Raw genomic sequence first — 11,371 nt, 5'->3', positions numbered from 1 at the left:
CCGTTATGTACATGGCGATGATGTCGGCTATCCAATGCAACCCTGTTTTCAGAGCAACTTATGAACGACTACTTACGGCAGGAAAACCGAAAAAAGTTGCCATTGTTGCCTGCATGAGAAAGATGGTGTTATGTGGGATACAGATAGCCTCAAAAATTAACTATTGACGCCATAGTCTCTTGTTATGTTCATTCTCTCAACGCACTTGCAACTTGAACTAAATAGCCATTTTCTTGTAATAAATCCTTGAATGGATAAACATGATTCGCACCACAGACCACTAATAATGGAGATATATCTAACGCGTTAACCCTATTAAGCCATTCTTGTTCACGCAAGCGGTAGCCATGCTGCTTTCTGAGTTCCAATTCTTCTAAAGCTTCCTCTGACTCATGATCATCAAACTCCATAAATATGTCGTTCTCGATCATAGATAGATTGGAATAGATTCCCAGAGCAATCCTTTCTTCTGCATTTGCCTCAATATTCAGATATTCAAGTCCAACATCGTTTGCAACTTTCTGTACTACGCTCGGCTTCCCATCAATTTCTTCAGCGATTGCTGCTATATCATGCTCTTTAACGATAGATGCAACATAATCTGAGAAGTCGGTACGTTCAAGATCCCACTGAGTCAGATGACTGGTTCCAATTAATACTACTTTTTTCAACTATTACCCCCATGAACATAACGCCCTGTTAAGGTGTGAGCAACGCAATGCCGAAGCCACCGCATACCACCTTAAACACTAAAAGCAACGCATAGCAAAAATGCCACGCGTTGCGAATCACTCTTAAACAGTTTGTTATAGCTCAGCGATGTGCGACAGGGTTTCTGGGTGACGCTGAACCAACTTTAGAAGGGTTACTGCTTGTCCATTTGGTGCGCTACGCCCTTGTTCCCAGTTTTCTAACGTACGAGATGATGTGTGCAACAAACGAGCAAAAACACCACGAGACATATTAAACTGCTCTCGAATACTCACGATTTCATCAGGTGAGATATTTAACTCACTGATGTCGTTAACTTGATGAGTTTTAAGGGTAAGCTTGCCCTCTGAATGCTCTTTAGCCTCAACAAGTGCTGAACTTAACTCCGCAAATAGATCACGATTGCTCATTACGCCACGCCTCCATAAAAGCCTTTAGTTGTTTCTTTTGGTCTGCGGTTAAGTCAGACATTTCATTCTTGCCGTAAATCGTCAGCAAGTAGAAACGACGCTTTTCATCGAGGAAGTAATAGATAACGCGAGAGCCACCACGCTTGCCCTTACCTTTACTTGCAACTCGAATCTTTCGCAAACCACCTGTACCTTGAATCACGTCACCCTGCTTCGGGTTAGACATTAACTCAGCTTGAAAAAGCCTAAACTCATCATCGCTGAGATATTCATTACGGTACTTTTCAAATATGGTTGATTCGACAAATACACTTTTCATACGCAAAGTATACGCAAGTAACGTATAGATAGCAAAACTATACGTGATTAACGTAGCTATAATTTTTGGAGCAGTAAACCTGACCTGAGCTATAACGCCGCATTAAGGTGTGAGCAACGCTACCACTGACCCTAACCATACCACCATAAACACAAAACCCAACGATTAGCACTAAAAATGCCAAGCGTTGGGAATCACTCTTAAATGCTTTGTTAAATTAACGGCTTACATATTTCTTAATGCTGCAAGAAACTTCGTCAAAGTAAATGAAGCACTAGGAGCTTCTGAAAAAGTTAATGCTTGCTTTGCACTAATATCGTTCTCGTCTTTTACCTTTCTGTCCAACGTGCGTAGTTGTGTAATAACGTCTTGAACTAACAATGGAACTTCCTTAGTTGATACTAAATCGATTGTTTCCGTCGTTAGCTTAAACGAACTTTCACTTCCATCCCATGAAACACCAGCTGTCCCGCTTAAGGTAACGCCTTCTTTCCATGTGATATTCTGAGGATCTTTTTCAGATGCTATGCTATTGGCAATTTCCCCAGCAACGTAATCTAATGAGCCTGACCATAACACTTTGTCATTAAACTTGACCTCAACATCTGAAAAGCTACGTTGCTCACTGATGACTCCAATTTTTTTATAACCACCATCAAAGTTAACTGTCGCATAATCTAAATTTGATGCCTTGAAAGATCCCAATGCAAACAGCACGGTCAAACATATTGTCAAAGTAACAATGATTGATGCCACTGGCGCGGTAATTACTTGCTTAGTACTTGTGTTTTCCATATAAAACCTTACTCATATTTAATTCTGAACAGATTATATAGAACAGCATTTTAAAATACTATAGTTAGTGAATTTAACGCCCTGTTAAGGTGTGAGCAACGCAATATCAAAGCCGCCGCATACCACCCTAAACACTAAAACCAACGCATAGTAAAAGTGCCACGCGTTGCGAATCACTCTTAAACAGTTTGTTATATGCCGGATAAACCCAATTTATGGAAAGCTATCTTTTCATTTTTCTGGAGATGATAACCACACGTTGTTTTTACCCCATCCACTGTTCTTTTGATGGTAATTGGAGCATTTTGATTATCACGTGTCCGTCTTGCAATATATCCTATCCCATCACACATATAACACCTGAGAAAAAGAGAAGTTTCCCCACGAGTCGTACCCCATAAGTGTTCTAGGTACCTTTGCCTCTACTAAAAGTTTATTGAAATTTAGCACTGTTATTGATGATGTCTTTTGCGCACTAATTTGCTTCACTGCACTTAACATTAGATCGTTACTCAACAACTTTATATGGTGAGTTGTAGTGTGCATAAAGGAATTCAGGTCCACCCTCTTTGCTTATCTTTTTAGCTTTGATAAGAAACTTGGTTCCCACAGGGTAGGATTTGCGCATTTTTGAAGAACATTCAACATTCATTGATATATCCAAACCTTGACCTTTAATTGGTCTAGCTCTTACCCCAGAGCTAGAAGTAGTATTCTTACCAACATATGTTTCAATAATTACATCTATATACCCAGACATTTTCGACCTCATCGACGGTTAAAACAAAAAATTATACTTATTCGTCAAACTACCACCCATATGACGCTGGCAAGAGGCATATAACGCCCTGTTAAGGTGTGAGTAACGCAATACCGATGCTGCCGCAGAACACCTTAAACACTAAATTCAACGCATAGTAAAAATGCTACGCGTTGCGAATCACTCTTAAACAGTTGTTATGTGCGTACTACTTGGCTGTGCATTTCCCGTAGTACTGAGATGGAATCAGGTCACCACCAAAGCCAACTGTGTTTCGACTATGAACTGTATTCATTGTATTTGTAATCGTAGTGACCATCACATTACCTGCCCCAGTCGCTTCCAAAAATGACACATGATCATTTCCAGGAACCTTTACCACCTCATTACTACCATTGTTCCCCAGCACATAAACTTTGTCGGCATCTGGTTCAATTAGATATCTAAGAATGAAATCACTCTTTGCCGTATGAACACCCTCTGGGTCTGAATACTTTTTATATACGCACTCTAAGGTACTGGTAGAAGCGATGGCTGAACTAGAGACAAAACAGAAAGCGATGAAAAGTAAACTATTGAACTTCATGAAAAACCTATTTTATAAGATATTTTCCGAGGAATTTTACTCTCATCTGTTTCATAGTTTGTGACATATGCCGCAAAGCACATAACGCCCTGTTAAGGTGTGAGCAACGCAATACCGAAGCTTCCGCATACAACCTTAAACACTAAAACCAACGCATAGCAAAAATGCCACGCGTTGCGAATCACTCTTAAACAGTTTGTTATAGCGAATATCACCACGACTGTATGTCCCAATCGGCTTTGTTGCGTAATTCGGACAGGAAACCAAACCGCCTGAATTGAGCAATTCCTATACAACATACTGAGTTTCAGGCATACCAAGCCCTGTAAGCTTGTTCAACGCTTTGAGCATAGCGTAAGTCTCGCCAACTTGAGCGTTGTAATTCCTTAGGCTTAGTTTCCCACCTAACAACTGTTTTACCCGATACATTGCTGTCTCTGAGAGCGAGCGCTTATGATAACCATACCGCTTTTTCCACTTCTTGTTGGAGCCGTAGAGCTTCTGGCAACCTACTGCTAAGTTGCGAGGATGTCCTCGTTCCCAGAAGGCTGCCCCTTCTCGTGGCGGAATGAGTGGAACAGCTCGCTTGATCCGTATGGCATCATGGCAATTCCTTGTGTCATAAGCACCATCGCCTGATATCTCAATGATTTTACGACGTGTCTGCTTAAGCAAGTTGGGAAGTACTTCGGCATCGGTTACGTTAGATAAGCTCAGCTCTGCTGCGACTATTTCGTGGGTGCTAGTATCTACTGCGATATGCAGCTTACGCCAAACCCTACGCTTCCCGTCAGTACCATGCTTCTTGACCTTCCATTCACCTTCGCCATAAACCTTGAGGCCAGTGGCACCAATGGCTAGGTGTTGTATCGCACCTCTGGTTTTAGTTTTAAATGAAACCTCAACTTCCTTAGCTCGACGGCTTATACAGGTGTAGTGCGGACAAACTAGCGGGATGTTAGCCAGCTTAAATACCGAGTCTAGAAATCCTTGCAGTGCTCTCAACGGCATAGAGAATATGCGTTTCACCATCAGTGCAGTAGTAATGGCTAAGTCGCTGAATTGGCGAGGTCTGCCGCGCTTGCCTTGTTTGTTTTGCTTCCACTCGGCTATCGCTTCCTCATCAATCCAAAAGGTCAGAGAACCACGGTTTATTAAGGCTTTGTTGTACTGCGTCCAGTTAGTTGTTTTGTAACGAGGTTTAGGCATGAGGCTACGACGATTAATGGGTGTAGCCGATCAGATCGTAGCTTCTTGATTTAGTTCCATCGATTTAAGCAACAAAGCCCGCCTAAAGCTCAGAGAGTTACGGTTGCAAGCCCGCTAGTCACTTATTTTTTAATAATGAAACCGTGGTCACTAATGATAAGACAGCTCAGACCATGGCGACTTGTTTTCGCGCAACCTATTGAAGAAACGAAACTACCCATAAAACCAAACAAGAAAACATAAAAAAGAACATATTTGCATATAATTTAATAATCAATTATGTTGATTTACATATAACAATTATAAAGGTCAGTTAAATTTTGACGATAACTTTATTGACTCAACGGGCAAGTGCACTCCATTGGTATCATTGGCTTGTACTTTTTTTGTCAGCCGTGCTCACTCTTACCGCTTGGGCGGTAACCTCGAGTCAGGTGGAACAAAAAGCAAAAACTCAATTTGAGTTTCAAGCCCATCAGTTGGTCGAACTCGTACAAGAACGGATGTCGAAATATGAGGAGGCACTGCTCGCAGGAGTGTCAGCCTTACATATGTATCAAGCTCCTGCCTCAAGAGCAGACTGGAAAATTTTTGCTGACCAGTTTGATGTCCCTCGACACTTTCCTGGCATCAACGGTATTGGTGTTATTCACTACGTTCCTGATAACAAAATAAAGCGGTATTTAGAATGGCAAAGAAAGCAACTGTCTGAATATATGCCGCATCCTGCTCGAACTGCTTCCGAATATTGGCCTATTACCTACATTGAACCAATGCAAAATAACCTAAAGGCCGTGGGACTAGACATGGCGCATGAAAACAACCGATACACCGCAGCCAAAAACGCCAGATTAACAAATACAGCCACCATCACTGCTCCAATTACCTTAGTTCAAGACTCGGAAAAGGCGCCGGGTTTTCTGTTTTATGCCCCCTGGTTTTCTGATGAAGTTCCTGAGTACTACGGAGATACAAAAGATGGTTTCTTAGGTTTAGTATACGCCCCATTTATTGTAAATAAATTGATGAACGGGACTCTCTCTGGAGAGAAACGACTCGTGAATTTCAGTCTCTATGATAATCAAGAATTACTGTACAGTGATCTTAATGTATCAAACATTCGCCATCATTCAGATCCGCACTTTACACAAACTCTAGAGTTGAATATATACGGTAGAGTTTGGACCTTCGTTATTCAAAGTTCGCCGTTGTTTGAAGCGCAGCAAAATACCACTCAACCTCTGCTTATTCTTATCTTCGGTATTATCGTGGATGTCTTGTTATTTATCTTATTTCTCATGTTGGTTCGTGAAAAAGAGCGAGTCGATGAGTATGCAAAGCATTTGACCAAAGATTTGCAATTGCGCACAGACAAGTTAGAAACGGTCACAAAAGACCTTCAAGTCAGAAATCAAGCATTGCAAGAGGCAAATAGAGAACTTGATCAGTTCGCCTATGTCGCCTCTCATGATCTGAAAGCCCCTTTACGCGGTATTTCCCAGCTAGTGACTTGGTTAATCGAGGAATTATCGGAGTTTTTAACCCCTCAAACAGAACAATATGCGTCTTTGCTGAGCAACCGCGTGCAGAGGTTGGAAAAACTGTTGGATGATTTACTCGCTTACTCTCGTGTGGGGCGTAAGCCTGGCCAGCTAGGGAGATTTAATCTCGAGCAATATTGTGAAGAGACATTAGAACTGATTTCTCCCCAACGTAAGATCTCTTTGGTTTGCCACAACCATATCGGAGAGTTTGAGACATTAACTACACCTCTTGAATTAATACTTCGTAATTTAATCAGCAACGCCGTCAAACATCACCACAAGGAAATAGGAACCATTTATGTCTCAGGAGAGGATATCGGAGACATGTATCAGTTTGTGGTTGAAGATGATGGACCAGGGATCCCAGAACAATTCAGGGAGAGAGTGTTTGAATTGTTTCATACCTTACAACCGAGAGACACTGTTGAGGGAAGTGGTTTAGGTCTTTCTATTATTAAGAAAGTTCTGGATTTATACTCATGCCATTATTCTATTGACTCTAGCCCACTCGGAGGATGTGCTTTCCGTTTCTCATGGCCCAAAAATAACCCCGTACTCGTTAAGGAAGCCTCATGACATCCCCTGAATGTAAACCTGTTAATATTCTCTTAGTTGAAGATGATGATATTGATGCAATGGGCATCGAGCGAGCACTCAACACTTTGAAGTTACTTAACCCTATTTACCGAGCTAGAGATGGAATAGAAGCCTTAGAATGCTTGCGAAATGGGGAAATACCTCCCCCTTGTATTGTGCTTCTCGATTTAAACATGCCTCGAATGAATGGACTTGAATTTCTTGGTGAAGTGAGAAGAGATGATGAGCTCTGCTCTCTAGTGATTTTTGTGCTAACCACCTCGAGAAGAGATGAAGAAATTACGGCAGCGTATGAAAAAAATATCGCAGGTTACATGGTCAAATCTTCGGTGAGCCAGGACTTTAATGAAGTTCTTGCTTTTTTAGATAACTACTGGCGCATCGTAGAATTACCAGTTCAATGACTCATGGCGGCAGCATATGAAAGTATTAATTATTGATGACGATACCATCGATAGACTTGCAATTAAGAAAACATTGCGTAGTACAGATTTGCCTATCTCGATAATAGAAGAAGCGCAAACTGCTCATGAAGGGTTAGACAAAGCCCTTAAACAATCTTTTGATGTGATTTTACTGGACTATCAACTGCCACCATCAACGGGGATGGAAGTGCTCATTGCACTCAAATCAAATTCGGATTTTTCCACGTCTATTGTCATGCTCAGCCATAGTAATGACGAAGAGTTGGCTTTGAAATGTATTGAGATGGGTGCTCAAGACTTCGTGATGAAAAATGAAATTTCTTCGATCCGCTTGAGAAGAGCGATTATCATCGCAACAGAGCGCTACTTTTTAGAGCAAAAGGTACTCGAGACTCACACTCAGCTAAAACAACTGGCTGAGACTGACACGTTAACAGGGGTATTTAATCGACACTTTTTTGATGAGCGCTTAAAGAAATTTTTACTCATGGCTTCACGCAGTCAAACACCTTTAGCGCTCTTGCTCATCGATGTGGATCGTTTTAAAGACATCAATGACCAATATGGACATGTCACGGGAGATCATGTTTTACAGGAAGTAGCACAAAGACTTCAATACAACACTCGAGATAGTGATTCTCTATTTCGTATAGGAGGTGACGAGTTTGCAGTGATTGCAACTAACTTAGCGTCTGAAGAGCAGGTTGACTTAATTGTACGACGTATACTCTCTGCGTTTGAAAGTAATTTCAACATTGACCAGCAATGTATTGAGGTTTCTATTAGTATCGGGGTAGCCAGTTATCCTGAGTGTGCATCAAACTCATTAGAGTTGAGAAAGTGTTCAGATATCGCGCTATACAGGGCAAAAGAGAAAGGTCGAAAACAGGCACAGTACTATTCTAAAGCCTTTCATGATACGGTTGATCAACGTTTACGCATTGAAAGTAACCTTAAGCAAGCCATACAAAAAGAGGAATTCGAATTACATTATCAACCTCAATTTGACAAATCAATGCGACTTGTTGGCGCCGAAGCGTTGATTCGTTGGTATCATCCAGATCTAGGCTTCGTCCCACCAGACGTATTTATTCCAATTGCAGAAGAGTCTGGGCTCATTGAGAATATTGGTGAATGGGTGATTGAAACGGCGATTAGGCAAATGTCGATATGGCGAACAGCATGCTTCTTTCCTGAGTCTTTTACGTTAGCAGTGAATCTTTCTCCGAAACAACTATCCGCTCCTCAACTGGTCGAAAGGGTTGCTGCATTTTTGCATTTGTATGGAGTCTGTGCTTCTCACATTGAGTTTGAAATTACTGAAAACTGTTTACTCCCGAAAGGCAACGCTTCGAAAACGTTAAACGAGCTCAGTCGGTTAGGTATTCAAATCGCCATTGATGACTTTGGTACTGGCTATTCATCCTTATCTCATCTCAAATACTTTCCAATCGATATTATCAAAATTGATCGCAGCTTTTTAAAGGATATCGAAGTTCACACTTCTCGGCAGTTGTTTGAAGCCATCTGTGCACTTGCACGCTCACTTAACTATGAGATTATTGCTGAGGGAATAGAAACTCCTGAGCAACACAGAGCTTGTAACTCTATGAATGTGTCAAGAGTTCAAGGATTTAAATACTCCAAACCACTTACCGTAGAGAGTTTTGAAAAGAGGTATTTACTCCAAAGTTTGGAGAGAGGGGGGAGGAAAAGTGATCCGCACCGTCAGTTTTGGACACCGAGTTAAGTGAGTTGGACCGCCACCGATCTCCTAGACAAATTTCGCCTATTCTTGGAATTTACCCCCCGTAATACAACACTGGGGTTTACAAACGAACACCACTAGAAGAATGGATAAGTTTTTGTAGGGGAAAAGCCCATGAAAAGGATGTGAACGAGTAAAAGGTCTAGCAAATAATGGGGCATAAATGTTTTAGAAATGGCAGCGTACCTATGTGATCGCTGCCATTTTAGTATGATACTTTAATACTCAGTATGAATCTTTATTACTTAGTATGAGACTTTATTACTCTCACACACTATGGACAACTATAATCAGGTAAGTCGAGTTGCAGTTACTTTTGACAACAACCCTAATGGAATAACTACGAAGGTAATGCCTCAATGTGAGAGTAATGGTGGCTGTGGACAACACTTCCCTCATAGCACAGTCCTGAGTATTTCTGGGAACAATCCTGCAGGTAAAGTGAGTATATCAGTTGGAATGACTACAACGGACGAGGGGAATTTTGATTGGAATTATTCAGAAGATGATTTGTCATCTTGGAGTGCTACAGTTGGGTTAACAGTATTTGAAGGCGTGGATGATCTAGAGAGTATCATGAGCGACGAATATAGCGTATATACTGCTCCAGTTCCGGGATGTGCAATATGCCAAGCGGGATTTGTAGTAGATAATTATGGCCAAGTAATCGGAACTACTGCAACGGCTTCAACTTCAAAGAATACAGCTACGATTGTAAATGCTTCATACGCAAAATTCGCTTCAGGAGCCCTCAACGGGATTCCTGAGTATGTAGTTATTGATGATGTTCACTTGATCGTTGATTCGCATCAGTCAGGTAATGGCGGTGGTAACTACGGTGGACCTGGGGATGATAAACACGGCAATGATAACGAGAGCAATCACTCTGGTGGAGTAAACGAAAATAGTGATGGTTGTCAAGGATGCAACACTCCTTGGGGTGGACGATAAGTAGTGAAATCATCCCGACTAGATTGTTGATCTGCTGATTTAACTTGTATTTATCTGGTTACGGAAAGTTGGTAACATTACCACCTTTCTAATTTGGATTTTTAAATATGAAGAAAAAAATATCTATACTTAAGATAATAAATGATTCTTTATCATCAATACATGAAAATATAAATTCTATTATACTTTCTTTTTTTCCGCTATTGGCGATCTATATATTTGAATTCTTTATTAAGTCTTTTGAACATAATATGGGAAAATTTGAGTACCACATTATATTGTCAATTTGCTCTATATTAGCATCTATTTCTTTCATATACCTATCTATAATGACACATAGAATTATCATTAATGGTTCTTCTTTTAATCGCTCATCAAGTAGTTCTTCTGGTTTTGATGGAGTTCTTAGCTATATTTTAAGGCTATTATCACTGATATTAATTACATTTCTACTCTTTTCAGTATCGCTTTTTATTGTTATGTCTATATTTTGGTCCGGATTTGGCCAAAAAAGTTTAAATGCATTGAATATTGGTATATTAATAGCAATGCTACCAACCATGGGGATTATTTCTCAAATAGCTATTGTACTCCCTTCAACTATAAATCTGAGTGGAGGAATTACATTTAGAACGGCTATTTTATCCTGTGAGGGAATAAGGAAAGAAGTGTTTATTCTTGTTGGACTACTCCCTATTGCATGTTCAATCGTACTAAAATATATACTCTCAGGAGACAATAACATTGTGCTTGAGTTTGTGTCATATGTAATTACTTTATTATTATGGATCATACAGTTAGCCATACTAACATCACTATATGAATATCTAGAAGAACACAAGTATATTCCCTTTGAATAAGTTACTGAGGCTTTGTTGCTTAAATAGATGGAACTAAATCTAGAAGCAACGATCTGATCGGCTACACCCATCAATCGTCGTAGCCTCATGCCGAAACCTCGTTACAAAACAACTAACTGGAAACAGTACAACAAAGCCCATTTTAGGTTTAGAAATTGCAGCACTCTGATGTGATCACCGCTATTTTAGTATAGAACTTTATTCCTCTCCCACATTAGTAAAAAACATAAACCAGAGAAGACTAAAGCCTATCTAAAATAAACGATGTCGCACTTATTTATTTTAAGTCGCAATTAATTCCGTAAATGACATCAGCGATGCCATAAAAACCATTAAGAAACACAAACCTCAACGTGTCGTCATCGAAGCTACAGGTCGATTAGAAATGCCTTTTATACTCGCCTGTGACAAAGCCAAATTACCTTATGTTATTGCC

General features: G+C 40.4%; 12 protein-coding genes and 2 pseudogenes. 6 read left to right on the top strand and 8 right to left on the bottom strand.

What is annotated here, in order from left to right:
- Positions 1–188: 188 nt before the first annotated feature.
- From FKN16_RS23340 to FKN16_RS23290, 8 genes and pseudogenes are all read right to left on the bottom strand, one after another.
- Positions 189–671, bottom strand: a complete 483-nt coding sequence (locus FKN16_RS23340) for a hypothetical protein (protein WP_170903648.1) — start codon at positions 669–671, stop codon at positions 189–191.
- Positions 672–699: 28 nt separating this feature from the next.
- Positions 700–817: pseudogene (locus tag FKN16_RS23335) on the bottom strand (DUF3265 domain-containing protein).
- A complete protein-coding gene (locus FKN16_RS23330; RefSeq protein WP_017049537.1) occupies positions 807–1,121 on the bottom strand; it encodes a DNA-binding transcriptional regulator in 315 nt (104 codons plus the stop codon). The pseudogene FKN16_RS23335 and the gene FKN16_RS23330 overlap by 11 nt, the downstream one beginning before the upstream one ends.
- A complete protein-coding gene (locus FKN16_RS23325; RefSeq protein ID WP_012600340.1) occupies positions 1,108–1,440 on the bottom strand; it encodes a type II toxin-antitoxin system RelE/ParE family toxin in 333 nt (110 codons plus the stop codon). Before FKN16_RS23325 ends, FKN16_RS23330 begins: the two co-directional genes overlap by 14 nt.
- A 225-nt stretch (positions 1,441–1,665) precedes the next feature.
- Positions 1,666–2,235 (bottom strand): hypothetical protein, encoded by a 570-nt coding sequence (locus FKN16_RS23320; protein ID WP_074190730.1) that lies wholly within the window; start codon positions 2,233–2,235, stop codon positions 1,666–1,668.
- A 508-nt stretch (positions 2,236–2,743) separates the two neighbouring features.
- Positions 2,744–2,995, bottom strand: a complete 252-nt coding sequence (locus FKN16_RS23310; protein WP_053342874.1) for a hypothetical protein — start codon at positions 2,993–2,995, stop codon at positions 2,744–2,746.
- A gap of 208 nt (positions 2,996–3,203) precedes the next feature.
- Positions 3,204–3,581, bottom strand: a complete 378-nt coding sequence (locus FKN16_RS23300; protein ID WP_074190733.1) for a hypothetical protein — start codon at positions 3,579–3,581, stop codon at positions 3,204–3,206.
- Positions 3,582–3,869: 288 nt separating this feature from the next.
- A complete protein-coding gene (locus tag FKN16_RS23290; protein WP_074190734.1) occupies positions 3,870–4,790 on the bottom strand; it encodes an IS5 family transposase in 921 nt (306 codons plus the stop codon).
- Between the two features lie 434 nt (positions 4,791–5,224).
- Between FKN16_RS23290 and FKN16_RS23285 the strand changes: the two genes are divergently transcribed.
- The 6 genes and pseudogenes from FKN16_RS23285 to FKN16_RS23260 all read left to right on the top strand — a co-directional run.
- On the top strand, positions 5,225–6,910 hold the full coding sequence (locus tag FKN16_RS23285; protein ID WP_242657426.1) for a CHASE domain-containing protein: 1,686 nt from the start codon (positions 5,225–5,227) through the stop codon (positions 6,908–6,910).
- On the top strand, positions 6,907–7,335 hold the full coding sequence (locus FKN16_RS23280) for a response regulator (RefSeq protein ID WP_025590354.1): 429 nt from the start codon (positions 6,907–6,909) through the stop codon (positions 7,333–7,335). Before FKN16_RS23285 ends, FKN16_RS23280 begins: the two co-directional genes overlap by 4 nt.
- A 16-nt stretch (positions 7,336–7,351) precedes the next feature.
- Positions 7,352–9,106: a GGDEF domain-containing response regulator gene (locus FKN16_RS23275; RefSeq protein WP_074190735.1), complete on the top strand. Its 1,755-nt coding sequence runs from the start codon at positions 7,352–7,354 to the stop codon at positions 9,104–9,106.
- 477 nt (positions 9,107–9,583) lie between these two features.
- Positions 9,584–10,075: a hypothetical protein gene (locus tag FKN16_RS23270; protein WP_131815238.1), complete on the top strand. Its 492-nt coding sequence runs from the start codon at positions 9,584–9,586 to the stop codon at positions 10,073–10,075.
- A gap of 107 nt (positions 10,076–10,182) precedes the next feature.
- Positions 10,183–10,935 carry a hypothetical protein gene (locus FKN16_RS23265; RefSeq protein ID WP_074190737.1) on the top strand — a complete coding sequence of 251 codons (753 nt, stop codon included), beginning with the start codon at positions 10,183–10,185 and terminating at the stop codon, positions 10,933–10,935.
- A gap of 310 nt (positions 10,936–11,245) precedes the next feature.
- A pseudogene (locus FKN16_RS23260) lies at positions 11,246–11,371 on the top strand (IS110 family transposase); the annotation flags it as partial.

The sequence above is a fragment of the Vibrio sp. 11-4(1) genome (assembly GCF_013048625.1).
GTDB classification, from domain to species: Bacteria; Pseudomonadota; Gammaproteobacteria; order Enterobacterales; family Vibrionaceae; genus Vibrio; species Vibrio diabolicus.
The sequence above is the reverse complement of the archived record's forward strand: the minus strand, read 5'-3'. Positions and strand labels throughout refer to the sequence as shown.

Bases quoted from the DNA above. Each gene is read 5' to 3' on its own strand.
- FKN16_RS23325 (WP_012600340.1), bottom strand. From the start codon at position 1,440: ATGAAAAGTGTATTTGTCGAATCAACCATATTTGAAAAGTACCGTAAT.
- FKN16_RS23270 (WP_131815238.1), top strand. From the start codon at position 9,584: ATGACTACAACGGACGAGGGGAATTTTGATTGGAATTATTCAGAAGAT.
- FKN16_RS23330 (WP_017049537.1), bottom strand. From the start codon at position 1,121: ATGAGCAATCGTGATCTATTTGCGGAGTTAAGTTCAGCACTTGTTGAG.
- FKN16_RS23280 (WP_025590354.1), top strand. From the start codon at position 6,907: ATGACATCCCCTGAATGTAAACCTGTTAATATTCTCTTAGTTGAAGAT.
- FKN16_RS23290 (WP_074190734.1), bottom strand. From the start codon at position 4,790: ATGCCTAAACCTCGTTACAAAACAACTAACTGGACGCAGTACAACAAA.
- FKN16_RS23300 (WP_074190733.1), bottom strand. From the start codon at position 3,581: ATGAAGTTCAATAGTTTACTTTTCATCGCTTTCTGTTTTGTCTCTAGT.
- FKN16_RS23265 (WP_074190737.1), top strand. From the start codon at position 10,183: ATGAAGAAAAAAATATCTATACTTAAGATAATAAATGATTCTTTATCA.
- FKN16_RS23275 (WP_074190735.1), top strand. From the start codon at position 7,352: ATGAAAGTATTAATTATTGATGACGATACCATCGATAGACTTGCAATT.
- FKN16_RS23320 (WP_074190730.1), bottom strand. From the start codon at position 2,235: ATGGAAAACACAAGTACTAAGCAAGTAATTACCGCGCCAGTGGCATCA.
- FKN16_RS23310 (WP_053342874.1), bottom strand. From the start codon at position 2,995: ATGTCTGGGTATATAGATGTAATTATTGAAACATATGTTGGTAAGAAT.